Genomic DNA, 18,424 nt, shown 5'->3' with positions numbered 1-18,424 from the left:
CTTCACTCCCGGTTTGCTGTCGTTAGTACATCACATATCGGCCTAAGTTTAGCCCAACCAGAAATATTGTCACTGAGGAAACTATGAAGGTCTACGACGACATTACCCAGTCAATCGGCAACACCCCACTCGTCCGCATCCGTAAACTGACGCAACACCCGCGTTTATACGCCAAACTTGAGAACCGGAACCCGGCGCATTCGGTCAAGTGCCGCATCGGCGCCAACATGGTCTGGCAGGCCGAGCAGGATGGCCTGCTGAAGCCCGGCATGGAGATTGTCGAGCCTACCAGCGGCAATACCGGTATTGCCCTTGCTTTTGTCGCGACAGCACGCGGCTACAAAGTCACCCTTTGCATGCCGGAAACCATGAGCGTAGAGCGCCGTAAGGTGATGCAGGCTCTGGGTGCTAACCTGGTACTGACTGAAGGTCCTAAAGGCATGAAAGGAGCAGTTCAGAAGGCGGAGGCGCTCCTGGCCGAGTCGCCTGAAAACCGAATTATGCTGCAGCAGTTCGAAAACCCGGCCAACCCGGCTATCCACGAAAAGACAACGGGCCCGGAAATCTGGAACGATACTGACGGAACCGTCGATGTTATTGTTGCAGGTGTCGGCACTGGCGGCACGATCAGTGGTTGTGCCCGCTACCTTAAAGGTCAGAAGAGCTCTGTTGAAGCGGTCGCCGTTGAACCTGCGGATTCTGCCATCATTACTCAGAAAATCGCAGGTAAAGAGCTGACTCCGGGGCCGCACAAAATTCAGGGCATCGGCGCTAACTTTATTCCGGGCAACCTCGATATTTCATTGCTGGACAGAGTTGAGCCTGTCTCCAACGACGACTCTATGGCAATGGCACACCGGCTGATGTCCGAAGAAGGTATTCTCGCGGGTATCTCGTGCGGAGCAGCTATGATTGGCGCTCTGCGCCTGGCCGAAGATCCTGCCTATGCAGACAAGACCATCGTTGTCGTTCTCCCAGACTCTGGCGAACGCTACCTGACCTCTCCTCTGTTTGAAGGTTTCTTCGATAACTGAGATGAGTGACCTGTTCGGGCAAACCATGCTGCCGGATGGCAGCATGGAATATTTTCCCCATTGGTTATCCCGCGGGAACAGCGATAAATTACTGAGTCGCCTGCTGTCTGACATTGCCTGGCAGCAGCCAAGCATCACCATCTACGGAAAAAGACACCCGATTCCACGGCTGCAAGCCTGGATGGGAGATCGCCCTCATACTTACCGATATTCAGGAACAGATTTCACGTCTGTTACCTGGCCAGACTATCTTGCCTCGTTAGCAAAAGAACTGTCCCAAATAGCAGGCGTTGAATTTAATTCGGTGTTGCTTAACCTCTATCGCAACGGACAGGACAGCATGGGGTGGCACAGTGACGATGAGCCTGAATTAGGCGAAACACCAGTGATCGCCTCTTTAAGCCTGGGAGCGGAAAGAGATTTCACGCTACGGCCCAGTGGTGCAACGCGTCAGGCACACTCCCTGCCCCTTCAACACGGTAGCCTGCTCATCATGAAGGCTGGCATGCAGTCCGATTGGCAACACGCACTCCCAAGGCGTGCTCGCGTGTCAGAGCCACGCATTAACCTGACCTTCCGCAAAATTATTGCCGCCTGAATTCAGCCTGCAAGCGAAGCATCAGTACCGGCGTCGGCTCCCAGTCGTTTTCACGAGTCCAGATGTACTGAGGATGTAATTCAGCAAACATCCAGTCGTGATAAATACGTCGACGCAGACGTACGCCGAATTCATAGGCGTCAAAAGTGGCACCGTATTCCGTGTCCCCCGTGGCTTTCGCCAGAATGGCGTACGCATAAATCGGGTTGATTTCATGGTACAGGCCAGCGCCGTACATCAAAGTAAAATAGTCATTATTGAGGAGATATTCGCTCTCCATTTCATAGCGGAATAAGCGCTGCGTATCAATCGGACGGTCAAAGGTCAGATCCGTCACAGAGCCATAACCATCCGAGGTATAGTAATTAAGCTCCTGACGGAAGGTGAAGTTCCAGTAGTCAAAATACACGGGGCGCTTAGCCCGAAAACGCACAAACGGATCTGGCGGAATTCCCCAGCGTATACCGGCATCAACCGATGAGCTCCAACGCTCTGTTTGTTGGATAATAAATCGCAGTGCGGAACTGTAGGTAACGTTATCAGGGCTTTCTAATACCTGCGACTCGCGAACGTCCTCGTCTTCCGATTCCAGCAGAAGATTTAATCTGTCATTAGTATGAGGAAGTTCGATATTGAGGCTGACTCCAAACTTGTAGTCCACCGGGTCACCCAATTCACGGCGCGTAAAAAAAGAAAATTTTGCGTGGCTGCCATGCCCCTGAACATCAGTCACATCATCATTAAAAAAACGATCGACGAAGAAACTATCAATCCCGCCCGACAGATTATCCAGATGATCAATCAACCAACGACGTGACCGTTCTGCCATGTCATCAGTCACTTCTGTCTGAACATCTTCTTCAGTTTCTGGTTTCTCGGGCCATACGGTTCCGTAAGGAATAAGCGTTGGCTCGTCGAAGCCGCTGGCCAGACAGTCTGATAAAAAGAATACGAACAGAGAGGCTGTTAAAAATGCACTGCGAATCATCGGATAGGATCGTGGTGTATCAGAATTTCAGCTCGCGGAAAACGCTCCAGAATTCTCTGCTCAAGCGCTTCCCCGGTTGCATGTGCCTGCTTTAACGACTGCTCTGCGGAAAGCTCAAGATGGAATTGCACAAACTGAACCACACCCGACTGGCGCGTCTTCAGGTCATGGTAACCCAGGACCCCGTCAGCCGTATTAATGATATTTATCAGCTCCGCCTCATCATCTGCATCCAGTGCCTGATCCATCAATACAGCAAGAGCCTCTTTAACGATAGTAATAACCCCGAACACCAGTATTACGGCAACGAGTAACGCAATGACGGCGTCAAGCCACAATACGCCCCACATAGCACCGACAAGAGCTACGATAACGGCGATATTCGTCAGAATATCACTGAGATAATGTGCCGAATCTGCTTTAACCGCGAGTGATCCGGTTTTACGCCAGACATAACGTTGGTACATCACGAGGCATAGGGTGGCTAACGTAGAAAAAGCCATCACGCCAATACTTTCAGGCAGGGCCGTTAGTTCCTGTGGTTTCAACAGACGATCGATCACATGAAGCAGCAACATAGTCGCCGAACCGAGGATAAACGCTGACTGCATTAATGCAGCCAGCCCTTCTGCTTTGCTATGACCAAAAGGATGTTCGTCATCCGGGGGCATTAGTGCATAACGTATTGCGAAAAAGTTGATGAGGGAGGCCGCAATGTCCATCAGGCTATCGAGCAGAGAAGACAGCACACTCGCCGAGTCACTGGCAGACCACGCCGCGGCTTTTGAAAGCAGCAGAACTGTCGCAGTCACCAGAGACGCTACAGCAGCCCGCTTAATTAAATGCCCATGGTCTTGTACTGTCATTATTGGCCCCCTGCCAGATATCTCACTTATCTATTATGCCAGATACACTCAATTTCTGATGCTCTCCGTGCAATTCTCACACTCACACCCTGTGACCTGGTTCAAGTTAGGCGTAATAAATCCTTGATTTCGATATGGAATCGACTAAAGATGGCATTTTTGCATAACAATAATATAGCCATGCTGATAAAAAGTGCCCTCATTGTTGATGACTCGAAATCTGCGCGCCTGGTGCTGCAAAGACTCCTCGCTCGCATTCAGGTAAACGTCGATACCGTCGAGAGCGCCGAAGCTGCATTGGCTTTCCTTGAGCATCGTCAGCCAGACATCATATTCATGGATCATATGATGCCGGGAATGGATGGGCTTGAGGCCACCCAGATGATTCGGGCAAATCCCAAGACCTCTGCCATCCCTACCATCATGTATACATCGAAAGACGGCGAAGACTATTTCCGGATTGCACTGCAGAAAGGCGCCAACGGTGTTCTTTGCAAACCTGCCGATCAAGAGGCCGTCATGGCGGTTATACGCTCCCTCGACAAGCCCGCTGCAAATGACGCGAATAAGGACGTGACTACTTTGCCTACCGCTTCTATTCCTTTAGTAGAGATTGACCGTCTGGTACAGAAGCACCTCAGAAGTGCCTTGACGGAGGCCAAAGGAGAAATTACCGCAGGCATTGATACCACAGCCTCACAGCTCCAGCAGCATCAACGGCACCAGCTTGAAGTTATGCGACGCCAATTACAGCAACAGGTGGGTGAAGTACAGAAAGAACTCGACGCAGAATTTGAATCCGAGCGCCTGTTTAACCGCACTAAAACAGCGAATCAGAAACTGGCCGCTGCCGTCGCAGACCGTATGGTAAAACGTGCCACTGATGAACTGACCAGCAAGCTTCAGGTTCAGAAAATGGCTTTTGATTCCGCACTCGAGGATCACCGTAGAGCCACCGTCAGAATGGTCAGATCCACTGCTTTGCGAGCCGCTATTGCCGGGGCTTCGATCGGTGTTCTTGCCGCGGTCCTGGCCGCATCGGTGATACGCTGATCTGCGCTTTCCCGATGAACTGACTTTCCTTCGCGTTGTCATCAATTTAGACTGACTACAAGCTTGCTCTGATCCAGTGAGCACTATGACAACAACAGGGATATAAATATGCTGATCCGTCTGCTACTTATCGTCACACCATTTCTACTTGCTTCATGTGCCGCCCCGGCACCACTTGCCGTTGCTGGTGCAGGAGCGTACGAAGTCGCTAAATATGAAGAAAACATCCGCCTCCGAGCTGCCGCTGCATTGAGAGACGAGCCTGACCTGCTTACCTTTTCTATTCAGGCAATAGCGCGGGGCCAAACTGAGAAAGCGGTTGATACCTATATGTTGGGTTACAACAATCCGGATTACAGCGACAACATGAAATCGTTAGCTCTGTACCAGATTGGTCTGATTTACATGAACCGCTTTAATGATCAGCGTGATGACGCCAAGGCGCGTGAGTTTTTCGCAAAACACCGCCAGGAATTCCCGTCTTCACGTATTTCCAGCCGCATCCAGTCTCACCTCGCAGAGCTCAACCAACGCGCTGACAACCCAGTTTTTGTGCCAGCAAAAGAGCTTTTGAATAATCTGAATCGTGAGGAATTACTGTCAAGACCGAACATTCCGTATGACGATGAACTGAATCCAATGAGTGAACGTGCGATTACTGAAAACCGCATCGAAGAAGCCGTTACCGTATACACCATTGTTTATGAAAATGAAGCGTCAGGAAAGGAGATCCGATCTAAGGCTCTTTACCAGATGGGGCTGATTTATATGAGCCCATACAACTCTCAAAGCAGCCGCCTCAAGGCATTGGAATACTTCCGTATGATTACTGAAGAGTTCCCTGATGTCAGTATTCGCCCTAACGTTGATCTTCGTATTACAGAGCTTCTGAACGCTCAGTAATACAGAAGGCCGATATGGTAATTATCCGGCGAACAAGACGCCGGATAGTTATTCATCACTCGTTCTAGACAAGCGGCTGATCAACGCCGCAGCGTAAGTTTTTAACATTCTTATCCTCACTGCGGCGGGCTCTCCGGAACAACGCATACTCAACTCATTCAAGGGTAGTTCCATATCAACAGGGCACTGCCAGTGCAGGTTCTGGTAGAGCTGATGCTCACTCTGCAACAAGCGTAAAGCCGCATAATTAACCGGAAACAATTTTTTCATCTGATCAATTTCCTGGTCGGTTGCTGCCGCCATCATGCTCGCATCCTGCATGTCAGCCATCGCCAGTGGCCGCCCAAAGCAAATACGGATATTGCCCTTTTGTCCTTTCATACCCAGGAGAATACTGTGAGTGTCCTCTCCTTCAGACTTTTTGTAGACACCATTCTCCTCGAGCGCCACCAGTTCGCGGGCTTTCAATACGTCACATGGGTCCCACTCGTACTGAACCAATACAGGTACCGGCCGCAGCCGCTGCATCGTTTCAGCAAAGTTAAGCCGGTCATCCCGTCCGCTGAGAGAGAGCATTTTCAGAACTGCAGTATCCGTGTGATCAAGATTATCTTTCGCCCTTCCTTCTCTCTGTGCAAGCCACACAGAATGGCCATCTTCGAGAGAGTGGCGGATATAACCTGACAGTTTCTGGAATTCCTGTAGCCGTGTCCGGCGATCTGCAACTGAACGTTTAACAATAAAACTTTTGTTCAGCCTCATCAGATCCGCCAGCACCGGATTGGCCAGCAGATTATCACCAATCGCAATTCGTGCGGTTGGCCAACCCGACGAGACAAGGGCGTAACCTATCAGCGTGGGGTCCATAGCAATATCACGGTGATTAGACAGCCAAAGATATGACTGATCCTGATTCAGGTGGTCCAGGCCACAAACTTCCACATTTGCCGTGGTCGAGTCTATCAGGTCAGTAATCCAGTCTTTCAGCCATCCCTGGAAAGCATCTACGGTCGTCATCGGAGCAAAATGGCGACGAAGCTGCCAGCCGACTATCCGGGCCAGCAGCCGCTGCGACCATGGCGGATACCGGGCAAAGCGATAGGACACCAGCGCCCGATGTAATTCGAACGACTGCCCTAGCCTTTCCAGAACCTGCCTGACTTCCTCGTCCCTGTATGGCCGTATGTCATGATAACGATCCTCTTCAATGTCACTCATGATGCCCTGCATCCCGACCTGTTTCGCTCTGTGGTAATATCACTACCATATACGACAGAGCCACGGCAGAAAACTGCGGAGTAGAATGTATGATCGGTGAGTGGAACCCGTCAGCGACCACAACAGAGACTGAGGCCGTTCCGACGAGCAACGAGTTGCGACAGCTTGCAGCCGCTGCAGACAATCCCGCCAGCGCAGCGGAACAGCTCAGAAATCGGGCGGCGAACTGGATTCGTAGCAGCCAGAGTGAGTGGGAACAATCTCTCTCAGATCTTGCGGACGCTGAGCTTATTAATATTGCTTTTTTCTATATTCGTGCAGAACAGACGCTGAGTGGTTTTGAATCTGGATCAAATAATCCAGCCATCCGTATCTTCCGATACCTGAAATCGCAAGGGCGGAAACCGGAAAAAGACATCGTACGCAAAATGAAAGCAGAAACGGACAACCGCTTTATACCGCACGGCGATGCTCTGACCTGAAGCTGTCAACCAGTTGCTTCAGGCGCTTTGGGCTCACTGGCTTAAGCAGGTAGTCAATCGCTCCCGCCTGAAGAAACTCGAGCTTTTGCTCCTCCAGAGCATCTCCAGATAAGGCAACTACCGGCAGAGTTTCGTACCCCGGCAATGCGTGGATGCGTCGCATGGTTTCTATGCCGTCTATACCGGGCATATGCCGATCCATAATGACCAGCTCAGTACCAGAGTTGTTGGTCAGGTATTCAATAGCTTCGATACCACTACTGCGTACAATCACCTGACACTGCTGCCGCTTCAGTAGCTGCTCCAGAACCTTCTGATTCACCGGGTTATCTTCAACAAGAAGAACCTGTAACAAGTAGAGGGAGGAGCGAACTACCTGCTTTGATTCCGTGCCCGACGGCCGGATCACCTGATCACCCGCAGGCTCTGATTCAAGGACCCGACCTAAGAGCGAACTCAGATGGCGATGATCCATTGGCCAGGCCCAGGCACCATGAACAAGCTCAGCCGGAGGCTGCCAATTCTCAGAAAAACTTTCATCGCAGCTGACGCACAACTTGACGTCTCCCAGAGAGTCATACTGAAGCTGCATATCAGGTGCCGCAAAAAAACGGCGTGACAGAACAAGTACGTCAGGCTTATCCACCAGCAAGGCTGAAATACAGTCCCTGAGGCGATCGAAGCCACGCACATTCATGCCCATGCGTCCGGCAACCCCCATAACGAAGGAGCGATTTACCGCGTAGGAGTCAGCCACCCACAGTGTCCTGTCGCGGAATTTCAGGTCCGCAGAAGTCGTAACTCCCTCCTGGGTCGCAGCTAACGGGATGTTCATCCAGAAGCAGGAACCGATACCGGGCGTACTGGCCACGCCAATATTTCCGCCCATTGCTTCAACAAGGCGTTTGCAGATGTTCAGGCCTAAGCCCGTACCGCCAAGCGCCCTCGAGCGTTCATCGTGGGCCGCACTGTATTCATCAAAAAGATACGGAGCCCGTGATGGCTCAATTCCAGTGCCTGTGTCCTCTACCGAAAATCGTATCGTGTCTCCATCTTTATCAGAATTCACGAGCCGCAATATGACATGACCTTTGTCGGTGAACTTCAAGGCATTGTTAAGCAGGTTAATAAGAATCTGACTGACCCTGAGAGGATCACCAATAACCCGCCCCGGAACGTCATCGTCGCAGAATAGCTGCAGCGCGATCCTCTTTTCAGAGGCCTTTCCCTGAACAATTCCCAAAACCCTCTGCGCCAGGGCTGGCAGATCAAACTCTTCCCTCACCAACTGCAGGTGACCACTCTCAATCCTGGAGACATCAAGCGCGTCATTAACGATGGCGAGAAGATGATCTGCACCTTGTTGCAGGTTATGAAGGTAGCCTTTCTGATGAGGGCTAAGGGGGGTTCCGCCCAACAGGCTGAGAGCACCAAGCATGCCGTTCAGTGGCGTCCGGATCTCATGGCTCATACTGGCCAGAAAGCGACGCTTGGCCTGGTATCCGGACTCAGCAATCGCTTTCTCCGTCTTCAGCTTTTCTTCGACTTCCTTCAGCTCAGTTATATCACTGCTGATGATTAATAAAGACTTAACCCGACCATCACGTATAACAGGTACAAGTTCATTGCGCAGGTGTACGATCGTGTCATCAGCATCAACACAGAGGTAATAGGACACGGGCTGGCGGGAAACCACAGACTCTCTTAGGCGTTGGCTGAATGTACTGAGAGCCTCACCCGAGAGAAAGCTTTGAACCTGCTCCCCTTTAATCAGGCGGTCTGCCCCGGGGGTGTGGATACCGGTTCCGGCACTCATGATAGTGCCATCAGGGCGAATTTCAGCGACAACGCCAGGAAAATGCCTCCAGAGGATGTCAGCGCGGTCTTTCTCGCGCTGTAGATCGACAAGTGAAATACGCTGCTGAGAAAGCCGGGTCAGGAGAACCATAACAGCAGCAAGAAGCGCAATAATGATCACATACGTCCAGTACATTGACGTTACGCTCCCGGAAATCACGGTCAGGACGGGGCTGAATGCCCGGCTACATCATGCTGCCTGATTACTGGTCAACTGCAGAATGAACTGCTGCTGATCCTGCGGCCAGCGCAGATGAAGCCATCCGTCCTTGAGCCCTTGAGCGCCATCGCCCGAGCCACATATAGAGATACACAACATCTCTTTGTGGTCACCGTCACGCACCACGCGCCTCACCGACTCTTCGAATTCCGGTCGGGTAATCGCAATGGCCGCCGGCTGGTTCTGACTGATCAGAAAGCCAAAGTGGACAGGGTCCTGCGTCACCAGAAGATCCCAGCCAGCCCGCCGGACGCAGGAGGCGATCTCTGTCGAGACCTCATCAACGTCCGCCAGCAGTACGAGTTTATGTCCGCCACTGTCGAGCTCTTCCGGAACCGGCATATTGTTATTGTTGAGGAAATCAACAAAGCTCTCTACCGGTATTCGGTTATCGCCACGGCCGGGCAGTTTGTATGCATCCAGGTGGCCGCGTTCGATCCAACGGATCACTGTACGGAAGTTAACTCCGCAGTATTTGGCGACTTCACCTGTTGTCAGCGCTTGTTTTTCCCTCACAGCAATCTCTCGATAGGTAACTACACTAAATCCAGTATAGATAGCCTTCTGCGTTTGCAAGGATAAATTAACAGGAATTTACAGAGTTCTTGTTCCGAGCCAAAAAGCGTCGAACTACACTTCTACAAAAGGAGAAGCAGCAACTATGCAGATCAATGTACTTTTAGTAGATGACGAGCCCAGTATTATTCAGGCACTTCGCCGCATGCTCAGGTCTCAGGACTGGAACCTGTTCGAAGCAAATGATGGGGAGGAAGCACTCGACGTACTTCGCCGCGAGCACATCCACGTTATGGTTACAGACTTCAAGATGCCACGCCGTGATGGTATTTCTCTGTGCCACGAAGCCAGAAAGATTTCCCCATATACCTATCGCCTGCTTCTGTCAGGGCAGGTCGACTACTCCGCGTTGCGCGAAGCCTGGCATGCGGGTGACGTCCACCGCTTTGTCGCTAAGCCTTGGGACAACACTCTACTCACTATTGATATAGAAGAAGGCGTTCGTCAACAAAGTCTGCTTGGTTACGTACATCAGTTTCAACAAGCTCTGACTACGGATTCAGCGGCGTTTCTGACTGACAGCAACTGGATCATTCGTCTTGCCAGCCCGCAGCTATGCAAGGCACTGGCGATAACGGAAGAAGATCTGCAGGGGCTCAACCTATTCTCGCCGGCCTGTTCGGCAGCAGGAGTAACACTTGAAGCAGAAGTGACACGACAGATTGAGGCTGGAGCGACCTGGCTTGGTCACTTCACACTCCTCGACAACGAACACCAGCAATTGCCGTCTTCGATGGCCATCAGCCCACTTGGGGCTCAATATCGCTTATGCGTCTGTGATCTGAACTCATCCGTCTTCAACAGCCCGGCTGTAGAGAGTACACACGCGGATCATTCTGCTGAAGCATCTCAGGAATCCCTGCCAGCTGCCGCCCTCCATATCCAGTTTGAGGCTGAGCTGGTTGGTGATCTCAGTGCTTCGGCTCGCTTATTCTCTGACCTCAAAAGTATCTGTCGCCAGGGGCAGGACCTCTATCACATGCCTCAGCCTAACGAGTTTCTGATTGCTGCCCGTGATGCGTCGTCGGTGTCAGAGCTTCAGGATTTCGCCGCCGCGATGGAAGCCGATGGACGCCTTCCGGCAGCCAGCATGACCCGCCACGAAGCCCCATCCGACTCTGACTATGAATCCTGGCTACGTGAAAAACTGGGTCTGAATACCCGTCAGGTAAGCTCCACAGAAGAAGAGCAAACAGTGCTTCCGGTATTTGGACTTCATGGCGAGATCCTCGGCGTTGAGAGTCAGCAGCTGGGTAACTATAAAGAAGCTGACTGGCAGTCCTGGTTAACGACCGTTGTGACGACCTGGCAGTCTCACTTCGGTGGGCCGGTAAGAGTTATCCTCGACAGCCACAATGCATCAGCCGAGTCCGTCCGGGAGTTCTTGCCTGCATTGGAACAGGCACGTGCACTGCACCCCATTGAAGTATCAATGATTCTCAGCGAAGAACAGCTACTCAGTGAGCAGGAAGAAGATATTCTTCTGCATGGAGAATTGGTCCACCACGATATTACACGGATGATACGCCACTTCGGCCGAAGCTTCCTTAACGCCCGGCAAATCCTGAGTCTGCCAATTGGTGGGATCACACTGGCACCGGAATTTCTGACACGGATGCAGGAGCCACGGAATGCTGTACAGGGTGGGCGCCTGCTGCAGAAATTGCATGATGAAGGCATGGTAATTTATGCCGGGCATATTCAACATTCCGAACTGCTGGCCACTTCCCACAAAGCACGAATCGACTGGCTCAGTGGAAGTGTATTGAGTCCTGAAGTCAGTATCAGTGAGCTGCACTGGTTCAGCCCTGACGCCACGCTGGGGTAAAGAAAGTTAAGGAGTTTCACGCAGGCTTATAGCGGTGCGCCGGGTCGTGTATCATGAGGAAAAAGGAGACGCCCGTGAACAAAGACCAGATGTACCACAACATCGCTCTCGCCTGCCTGAAAACCCTCCGCGAAGGAGGCAACGCCGAAGCAGAAGACAAAGTGAAAGTTCTATACAACGCCATTGACCAGGCGTTTGAATCACAATTTGCGCTGATGGTAGCGGAACTGGAAGACGCCCGTGCGCGTCTTACCCACATTGCCGCGCTGGACCCTGCGCATCACTCCCTGGACGATGCTCAGGCAATTGCCAGCGCAGACGGCACAGCCCACTAATTAAAACGACATACATTGCAGCAGGAGTTGGCATGTTCTCGCCTCGCTACTGGACTTTTATTCTTATTGTATTGGCCGCTTTTGGATACTCTATGTTCCGCATTTCGCAATCCCCCGACCTGATCGTAAGCCCTGCGGACGCCTATAGCTACCGCTATATGGAGCTTGAAAATGGTCTGAAAGTGATGCTCGTAAGGACGCCCGAAGCAGACAAGGCGAGTGCAGCCCTGAGTGTAAACGTTGGCAGCATGGATGATCCCAAGGGTCGTGAGGGCCTCGCCCACTTCCTCGAACATATGCTGTTTCTCGGCACTGAGCCATTTCCCGAGCCAGACGAATACCAACAGTTTATAAAGCAGAATGGTGGTAGCCATAATGCCTTTACTTCCTATGCGCAGACGACCTATTTCTTTGATGTCGACAACGAAAAATTAAGCGGCGCGCTGGAACGTTTCGCCCCATTTTTCATTTCACCTACGTTCGATGAAGCGTACGTCGATCGGGAGAAAAACGCTGTACATGCAGAGTACAGCGCGAACCTTAAAGAGGATGGGCGCCGTATTTTTTCAGCACAAAAAATGGCAATGAATCCCGAGTTCACTTTCTCTAGTTTCTCGACCGGGAATCTGGACACGCTCAGCGACCGGGAAGATAGTAAAATTCGCGACGAACTGATTTCTTTTTATCAGACGCACTACTCTTCAGATCGCATGACGCTCGTTATCGCCGGCGACTACGAGCTTGATCAACTGGGTAATAAAGCCCGCCAGCTTTTTTCTGATATTCCTGAAAGGGATGTTCATTTCGAACGGCCTGATGTTCCGGTGTTTGTTCCCGAACAGCTGCCACTTGATATGCACATCAAACCGGTCAAGGAAATACGCGAGCTTCGCTTTACTTTTCCACTGCCAGAAATTCTTTCACAGTATCAGTACAAACCAGTGCAGTTACTTTCGAACCTGATTGGTCACGAAGGCGACGGCAGTATTCTCGCACTACTGAAGAAAAAGGGTTGGGCTGAATCGCTCAGTGCCGGTCGCTCGCTGAGCACCCACCATGCATCCACTATGGTCGTCGGTATTGGTTTAACCAAGTCCGGCCTGCTCCATCAGGAGGAAATCACCTCCATCCTGATGGAATATATTGATCTGATCCGTACTAACGGTATCCCTGACTACATCAAAGAAGAGCAGAGAATGCTCAATGAAATGACATTCCGCTTTCAGGAACATGGGCCAATATCCAACTACACCACCCGCCTGAGCAGCAATATGCTGATCTTCCCCGTAGAAGATACCATCTACGGTGATTACCGTTCAGAACCTGCTCCCGATGAGCTGTTAAAGAAATACTTGTCTGGTCTGAATGCTGACAACATGTTGCGCGTCCTGATAGCACCAGGTGTCGATACAGATACGACCGACCCCTGGTACGGGACCGAGATCAAAATACGCCCTTCAGACTATCAGAAGCCAGAAACATCTGAATGGACTGGGGCACTCCACTTACCGAAGGCCAACCCATTCGTTCCAGAAAACCTTGAAACGGCCCCCGGCGAAGCGTCCGATACCCCCGAACTGGTTACATCAGATAACGGCTACCAGCTTTGGTATTACCCAGAGCATGAGTTTGATGCTCCTCGCGCGCAGGTATTAATCGATCTTAAAGTACCGGCGATTAAAGACAGCGCCGAGCAGCGTGTCCTCGCACGCCTCTATGCCCGGACAGTCACGGAAGCCTTAAACACCTATAGTTATCCTGCTAGCCTTGCAGGGCTGAACTATCGCCTTTCTGCCACCAGCGATGGCCTGGAAATCGCAGTAAGCGGCTATTTCGATAAGTTACCTGTTCTTCTCGATCAGATATTTACCGAAATGAAAAATATGGACATCAGCAACGAGGAATTTGATCGCTATCAGGCCAGCCTCGTCCGTGCACTTGAAAACAACCTCAAAGCTCGCCCCTACCAGCGAACTCTGGCTGACCTGAAAAGCTGGATCATTGAGCCGTCCTTCAGCGATACAGATCTTTTGCCTGTAGTGACGTCAGCGACCGAAGACGCTCTAGAGCAGTTTGCTGCACAACTGGGCAATACAATCTCTGTGACAACTTATGTTCATGGTACTTTGAGTGCCGAGACCGCAAACGCTATTGGTGCCATTACTCAGAAATACTACCCAGCCAATACCATCACTGACACAGCCTCAAAACTACTGAAGGCACCGGCGGAACAATTTCAGCAGCCGGTCAGTCAGGACCATCCTGATAAAGTGATGACACTCTACCTGCAAGGAACAGATACGTCGGACTTGTCTCGTGCCGAGGCAGGTCTCTTAGCTCAGATGATTTCGTCACCCTACTATCAATATATGCGCACGGAGCAACAACTGGGCTACATCGTATTTGCGACCGCTTATCCGCAGAAATCTGTTCCCGGGCTGTTGTTTATCGTTCAATCGCCAACCGCTACCCCAGAAGAGATGATGAATCATAGCCGGATATTTTTCCGCGATTACGAAGGTAAACTGGAGACCATGTCGGATGAAGAGTTCGCGTTATTTCAGGAAGGATTGATCACGCGGCTGACCGAAAACCCTAAAAATATGGGCGAAAAAGCAGCCAATTTCTGGGCTGATCTCTCAACCGGACGATACACCTTTGATACCCGTCAGGCCATCGCAGATCAAGTCGGCAATATTACTAAGACACAGATTCTGAATCTGTATCGTCGTGCCGTACTGAATAACGAATGGAGCTGGTTGTTGTTCGAAAAAGGTGGCGAAGTGAATGATATGACACCGCTGAATACACTGGACCGTACCAGTCTGGAGCAGTTTACTGTTCCTGAGTACCCATTACCGGCAGTGAAAAATCCAGCCGCTGCAACCGACGATAGAAAATAGTCCGGAATTGGTCAGTTAAAAACTCTGAGGGGATAAGATGAACGCGTTTATTACCGGAGCAGCATCCGGTATTGGCAGAGCGACGGCAGAAGCACTGATTAACCGTGGTTGGTCTGTCGCACTTGCGGATCTTTTTACTGATGATCTTGAGGCTATTCGTGCTCAAGCGCCTGAACGCGTGTATATCTATAAACTGGATGTGACAGATGCCGATGCCTTTGAGCATTCAGTCAGTGATTTTGCCGCTAAACACCACGGACAGCTGCGACTTCTGTTTAATTGTGCCGGCATACTGGAGGTCAATCGTTTTACCGACATCAGTCGCGAACGCCACCAGCAGATTCTGGATATTAATATCAAAGGCGTTATTAATGGCTGTCAGGCGGCATACCCCTACCTCAAAGCTGCACCTGAAGGTCAGGTGATCAATATGAGCTCCGCATCAGCCACTTATGGTATTCCTGAATTTGCTGTGTATTCGGCATCAAAGTTTGCCGTTCAAGGGTTAACCGAAGCTCTTAACCTTGAGTGGAGAAAGGATGGTATTCATGTCGGAGACGTAATGCCTCCATTCGTAAAGACGCCTATGCTGACGTCTCAGAAACATGGAGCACACATTATCGACGCTCTGGGGGTCAACCTGACCGCCGAAGATGTCGCCGAAGCGGTACTGAAACAACTGTCGAGAAAACTGACCCACCGCACCGTCAGCTTACAGTTCACACTGTTATACCTTTTAGGCCAGATCAGCCCTCGTCCGGTTACTGGTTGGCTTATTCGTCTGCTTAGCCGGAGCTGACACTACCGGGTCATCAGGCATTTTCTTCCGGGATCTGCGTCCCCGGAGGATTTACGTCCAATAAATAATGACCATGTACAGAGTTGCTGCTCAGATCGACAACGATCACCATAGCAACCCCCTGATACTGACTATTAATCAGTACATGCTCAAACTCATCTCCCATCCGATAGACGTGAGTCACCTGGCCTTCGCGGCAATCAAATATGCCAAAATGCTCAGCGGGTATCGCCTGTACATAGATCCAGAAATCAGGCGTCGGAGTGCTGTCCTCCACCCGGGCTGGGGAAAAATGTGTGGCTTTAAATTCTTCAGGTGTTAGTAATCGCGTCTGCATCAGAATAGGTTCTTTAGTTTGTCTTTCGCTTGATCTTTCAGTTCCTGCTTCCTTGCTTCCGCCTCTTTCCGCGCTTTTTCTTCGGCGGCTGCTTTTTCAGCATCGAGTTTTTCGCGGGCTTCACGCTCTTGCTGTGCTTTAAAATCTTCAAGCTCAGCTGAAGCTAGGTCTTTTAAGGCACCGAGTTTATCATCAAGCGATCCTTCCATCGCGGCTAACTGCTGTAATTCCTCAGCATATTCACCTGCATATTCTGACATCTTCTCATTAAGACGATTTCTCAGCTTCCGCTCGAACTCATCCTGTTTGGCCCGGATGCGATTGCTGATCGCGCTATTGATCTGGCGATCCAGATCAGAGCCGAAAGCGACATCAGGGTTCTTAAGAGTGCCGGTAACACCCGCATCCACGTTAAAGTTATTAATCCCCTGAAGCGCCGCGTTCAGTTCACGGGCAAACAGTGTCTGTCCTTCACCCGTAAAGTTCGCCTGGGTCACGTTTGCGTCGAGATCAGCATCCAGCTCTCCCCGAACCACTTCTGCAGTTGCATCCAGTTGCACACGGGACGAAGCCAGCCTGGCACCAGCAACGCCAAGATTAAGAGGAGCCATTTTCCAGTCGCTGATTGCAAGAGTCAGCGTATCTGTTGCGTTGCCCACGGTATGATTCAGCACCAGGCGACCATCCAGATCTCCAATTTTCTGCAACCCTTCTCCCGTCACAGTAAATACAGTCGGTCGACCCGTCACTGTTTGCTGGTGAGTAATATCCTTACCCGAAATGACCAACTGACCACCATCAAATGGACCTGTCAGTCGCGCAGTACGGATCATGAAATCAGGCCAAGGATCGTCACTCGGAAAGTGTATGAAACGTCCAGCCAGGCGTGGTGCTTTTTCATCTTTCTCACTATCAGCCTCTGCACTGTCACCTGACTCCAGGTAAGGTTTGACTTTTTCATACCAATACAGAGCCTCACGCGCCCAATTAGCGGCGTCATCACCAAAGAGCAATCCTGTGATATTAGAAACTCCAGAACCACTCAGCTGATACTTATCCTTGAGATAGGCAAGGTCTTCAGACGGGGCCTGACGAAGCTCGGTGAGTTTAGCCGACACTTCTGTTTTCGCAGAGCGAACGACTTCTCTGGCATCCCTCACCGCATCTCGGTCCTGTTTAAACTGCTCCTTCAGCTCATCAAGCTGTCGCTTGCGTTCGCGAAAATCCTCGATAGACTCCAGACGCCCAGACGTTATCGCCTGAATCTGCTCTTCATACTGAGCTATAGAGCTGTCGTCCGGCACTTTATCGAAGGCGTCATCGATCAGTTGGCTATTTTCGTTCCAGGCGGCTTTCAAAGCCTCGCCCGCACCAGGCGTGCTTAGCGTTTCTTTTGCCAACACTTCATCGACAGAAGGCAGAGCTTCAGACGCTTTTTCTTTCAGTGATGGAGACTTTTCTTCTTCCGTCTCCTCAATGACAACCTCCAGGGCACCGCTCGTTTCACGCTCGGTATGAAACCTGAGATTCGATACAGACAGTTCATTACTGATCGCTTTACCAATAATCAGAGGCGCCAGTTCTAGGTCAGCGACAGCTTCATCAAACTCCATGAGGTTCATCATAGGAGCACGGGCGTCTGCCACCTGCAGCCCTTCGAGGCGGACACCCAGCGGAGATAGTGTCACATCGGCATCATCCAGAGTGACTTTGGCACCCGCTAGTTTGGTGCCCGCAAATTCAACACCTGACTTGATCAGAAAAGGCAGCAGGAAAATAAACAACGCGGCAATCAGCCCGACTACCGCAAGAAAACCAGCCAGACCTGACCAGCGAATCCATTTAGTCATGAGTACTCCGCAAACTTGGTGTATATAGACCAGAATTTAGTGGCTTTAAGCGCCTGAACAATTTTCAAACGATTAACCCAGTTCAGAACACGCTTACGGTATTGCAGGATAAGAATACGGCTGATCAGAGTCACTGGAACCAGTAGCAAAACTGAAATAACCAGCCCACCCATCGCGACCGTGTTATTAAAGGAGGAAATCCTCATCCAGTCATTCTGGTAAAACTGTGTCCAGGTGTCAGTAAGCGATGGCAGAGTTAACAGGTACTCCCCTACATCAGCTGAGAGAGGGTCAAGAAAATAGCCGATGGCGGAGAACACTACAATGCCGAGTAAAAAGGCACTGAAGTTAATTCTCAGAATGCACGCGATGAGTAATACAACGAGATTAATCAGGGAAAATAGTGGGGTAAACCCCGGGATCATAGCCAGCGCAAAGCCGAAAGCTACCTGTCCTGGAGCTGCCTCAGAATTGAGGGCTTTAAGTAATCTTGCAAGTAACGACAGCATGTCTGCACTCCGTTGGTCGCCAGTCAGGGTATCCACCAAGCCACTATAAAAGCGCAGGAGCGATAAAT

General features: G+C 50.9%; 17 protein-coding genes. 9 read left to right on the top strand and 8 right to left on the bottom strand.

The genetic code is table 11. The features are described from left to right. The first annotated feature begins 83 nt into the window (after positions 1 to 83). Both cysK and BW941_RS02180 read left to right on the top strand, forming a co-directional pair. Positions 84 to 1,034, top strand: a complete 951-nt coding sequence (cysK, locus tag BW941_RS02185; RefSeq protein ID WP_076514031.1) for a cysteine synthase A — start codon at positions 84 to 86, stop codon at positions 1,032 to 1,034. Position 1,035: 1 nt separating this feature from the next. Beyond that, positions 1,036 to 1,632: an alpha-ketoglutarate-dependent dioxygenase AlkB family protein gene (locus tag BW941_RS02180; RefSeq protein WP_076514028.1), complete on the top strand. Its 597-nt coding sequence runs from the start codon at positions 1,036 to 1,038 to the stop codon at positions 1,630 to 1,632. Here BW941_RS02180 and BW941_RS02175 read toward each other — a convergent pair. Together BW941_RS02175 and BW941_RS02170 are read right to left on the bottom strand one after the other, a co-directional pair. Then, on the bottom strand, positions 1,619 to 2,620 hold the full coding sequence (locus tag BW941_RS02175; RefSeq protein WP_076514025.1) for a hypothetical protein: 1,002 nt from the start codon (positions 2,618 to 2,620) through the stop codon (positions 1,619 to 1,621). The two genes, BW941_RS02180 and BW941_RS02175, sit on opposite strands and share 14 nt — an antisense overlap. Beyond that, positions 2,617 to 3,486, bottom strand: a complete 870-nt coding sequence (locus BW941_RS02170; protein ID WP_076514023.1) for a cation diffusion facilitator family transporter — start codon at positions 3,484 to 3,486, stop codon at positions 2,617 to 2,619. Before BW941_RS02170 ends, BW941_RS02175 begins: the two co-directional genes overlap by 4 nt. A gap of 150 nt (positions 3,487 to 3,636) precedes the next feature. Here BW941_RS02170 and BW941_RS02165 point away from each other — a divergent pair, with 150 nt between their 5' ends. Together BW941_RS02165 and BW941_RS02160 are read left to right on the top strand one after the other, a co-directional pair. Further along, on the top strand, positions 3,637 to 4,539 hold the full coding sequence (locus BW941_RS02165; protein WP_076514020.1) for a response regulator: 903 nt from the start codon (positions 3,637 to 3,639) through the stop codon (positions 4,537 to 4,539). 108 nt (positions 4,540 to 4,647) lie between these two features. After that, a complete protein-coding gene (locus BW941_RS02160; protein ID WP_076514017.1) occupies positions 4,648 to 5,442 on the top strand; it encodes a tetratricopeptide repeat protein in 795 nt (264 codons plus the stop codon). Positions 5,443 to 5,490: 48 nt separating this feature from the next. Here the strand turns inward: BW941_RS02160 and BW941_RS02155 are convergent, their stop codons facing one another. Further along, positions 5,491 to 6,660 (bottom strand): 1-acyl-sn-glycerol-3-phosphate acyltransferase, encoded by a 1,170-nt coding sequence (locus BW941_RS02155; RefSeq protein ID WP_175607844.1) that lies wholly within the window; start codon positions 6,658 to 6,660, stop codon positions 5,491 to 5,493. 89 nt (positions 6,661 to 6,749) lie between these two features. On the opposite strand from BW941_RS02155, the gene BW941_RS02150 reads away from it, so the two are divergent. Continuing rightward, a complete protein-coding gene (locus tag BW941_RS02150; protein WP_076514011.1) occupies positions 6,750 to 7,142 on the top strand; it encodes a hypothetical protein in 393 nt (130 codons plus the stop codon). Here the strand turns inward: BW941_RS02150 and BW941_RS02145 are convergent. Then, a complete protein-coding gene (locus BW941_RS02145; protein ID WP_076514008.1) occupies positions 7,114 to 9,135 on the bottom strand; it encodes an ATP-binding protein in 2,022 nt (673 codons plus the stop codon). The two genes, BW941_RS02150 and BW941_RS02145, sit on opposite strands and share 29 nt — an antisense overlap. A 54-nt stretch (positions 9,136 to 9,189) precedes the next feature. Beyond that, positions 9,190 to 9,735 carry a helix-turn-helix domain-containing protein gene (locus tag BW941_RS02140; protein WP_068442183.1) on the bottom strand — a complete coding sequence of 182 codons (546 nt, stop codon included), beginning with the start codon at positions 9,733 to 9,735 and terminating at the stop codon, positions 9,190 to 9,192. Positions 9,736 to 9,880: 145 nt separating this feature from the next. On the opposite strand from BW941_RS02140, the gene BW941_RS02135 reads away from it, so the two are divergent. The 4 genes from BW941_RS02135 to BW941_RS02120 all read left to right on the top strand — a co-directional run bounded on the left by BW941_RS02135 (position 9,881) and on the right by BW941_RS02120 (position 15,660). Then, positions 9,881 to 11,623 carry a response regulator gene (locus BW941_RS02135; RefSeq protein WP_076514005.1) on the top strand — a complete coding sequence of 581 codons (1,743 nt, stop codon included), beginning with the start codon at positions 9,881 to 9,883 and terminating at the stop codon, positions 11,621 to 11,623. Between the two features lie 74 nt (positions 11,624 to 11,697). Next, entirely contained in the window at positions 11,698 to 11,958 is a 261-nt protein-coding gene (locus BW941_RS02130) for a hypothetical protein (protein ID WP_068439249.1), read from the top strand. Positions 11,959 to 11,990: 32 nt separating this feature from the next. After that, positions 11,991 to 14,861, top strand: coding sequence for an insulinase family protein (locus BW941_RS02125; RefSeq protein ID WP_076514002.1), 2,871 nt, complete (start codon positions 11,991 to 11,993; stop codon positions 14,859 to 14,861). A gap of 37 nt (positions 14,862 to 14,898) precedes the next feature. Further along, positions 14,899 to 15,660 carry an SDR family oxidoreductase gene (locus tag BW941_RS02120; protein WP_076513999.1) on the top strand — a complete coding sequence of 254 codons (762 nt, stop codon included), beginning with the start codon at positions 14,899 to 14,901 and terminating at the stop codon, positions 15,658 to 15,660. 13 nt (positions 15,661 to 15,673) lie between these two features. On the opposite strand, the gene BW941_RS02115 is transcribed toward BW941_RS02120, so the two are convergent. The 3 genes from BW941_RS02115 to BW941_RS02105 are packed head-to-tail and all read right to left on the bottom strand — an operon-like array spanning position 15,674 to position 18,356. After that, the gene (locus BW941_RS02115) at positions 15,674 to 15,997 is read right to left on the bottom strand and encodes a hypothetical protein (protein WP_076513996.1); all 324 of its coding nucleotides are present in this window, start codon (positions 15,995 to 15,997) and stop codon (positions 15,674 to 15,676) included. After that, positions 15,997 to 17,847, bottom strand: a complete 1,851-nt coding sequence (locus BW941_RS02110) for a TIGR03545 family protein (RefSeq protein ID WP_076513993.1) — start codon at positions 17,845 to 17,847, stop codon at positions 15,997 to 15,999. The genes BW941_RS02115 and BW941_RS02110 overlap by 1 nt, the downstream gene beginning before the upstream one ends. Further along, positions 17,844 to 18,356 (bottom strand): TIGR03546 family protein, encoded by a 513-nt coding sequence (locus tag BW941_RS02105; RefSeq protein WP_084188509.1) that lies wholly within the window; start codon positions 18,354 to 18,356, stop codon positions 17,844 to 17,846. Before BW941_RS02105 ends, BW941_RS02110 begins: the two co-directional genes overlap by 4 nt. Between the last annotated feature and the right edge of the window lie 68 nt (positions 18,357 to 18,424).

Origin of the sequence: Thalassolituus maritimus, assembly GCF_900156675.1 — a bacterium.
GTDB classification, from domain to species: Bacteria; Pseudomonadota; Gammaproteobacteria; order Pseudomonadales; family Oceanobacteraceae; genus Thalassolituus; species Thalassolituus maritimus.
This window is presented reverse-complemented; position numbering and strand designations above follow the sequence as displayed.

Coding starts and splice junctions, on each gene's coding strand:
- cysK (WP_076514031.1), top strand. CDS start 84: ATGAAGGTCTACGACGACATTACCCAGTCAATCGGCAACACCCCACTC.
- BW941_RS02180 (WP_076514028.1), top strand. CDS start 1,036: ATGAGTGACCTGTTCGGGCAAACCATGCTGCCGGATGGCAGCATGGAA.
- BW941_RS02175 (WP_076514025.1), bottom strand. CDS start 2,620: ATGATTCGCAGTGCATTTTTAACAGCCTCTCTGTTCGTATTCTTTTTA.
- BW941_RS02170 (WP_076514023.1), bottom strand. CDS start 3,486: ATGACAGTACAAGACCATGGGCATTTAATTAAGCGGGCTGCTGTAGCG.
- BW941_RS02165 (WP_076514020.1), top strand. CDS start 3,637: ATGGCATTTTTGCATAACAATAATATAGCCATGCTGATAAAAAGTGCC.
- BW941_RS02160 (WP_076514017.1), top strand. CDS start 4,648: ATGCTGATCCGTCTGCTACTTATCGTCACACCATTTCTACTTGCTTCA.
- BW941_RS02155 (WP_175607844.1), bottom strand. CDS start 6,660: ATGAGTGACATTGAAGAGGATCGTTATCATGACATACGGCCATACAGG.
- BW941_RS02150 (WP_076514011.1), top strand. CDS start 6,750: ATGATCGGTGAGTGGAACCCGTCAGCGACCACAACAGAGACTGAGGCC.
- BW941_RS02145 (WP_076514008.1), bottom strand. CDS start 9,135: ATGTACTGGACGTATGTGATCATTATTGCGCTTCTTGCTGCTGTTATG.
- BW941_RS02135 (WP_076514005.1), top strand. CDS start 9,881: ATGCAGATCAATGTACTTTTAGTAGATGACGAGCCCAGTATTATTCAG.
- BW941_RS02125 (WP_076514002.1), top strand. CDS start 11,991: ATGTTCTCGCCTCGCTACTGGACTTTTATTCTTATTGTATTGGCCGCT.
- BW941_RS02120 (WP_076513999.1), top strand. CDS start 14,899: ATGAACGCGTTTATTACCGGAGCAGCATCCGGTATTGGCAGAGCGACG.
- BW941_RS02115 (WP_076513996.1), bottom strand. CDS start 15,997: ATGCAGACGCGATTACTAACACCTGAAGAATTTAAAGCCACACATTTT.
- BW941_RS02110 (WP_076513993.1), bottom strand. CDS start 17,847: ATGACTAAATGGATTCGCTGGTCAGGTCTGGCTGGTTTTCTTGCGGTA.
- BW941_RS02105 (WP_084188509.1), bottom strand. CDS start 18,356: ATGCTGTCGTTACTTGCAAGATTACTTAAAGCCCTCAATTCTGAGGCA.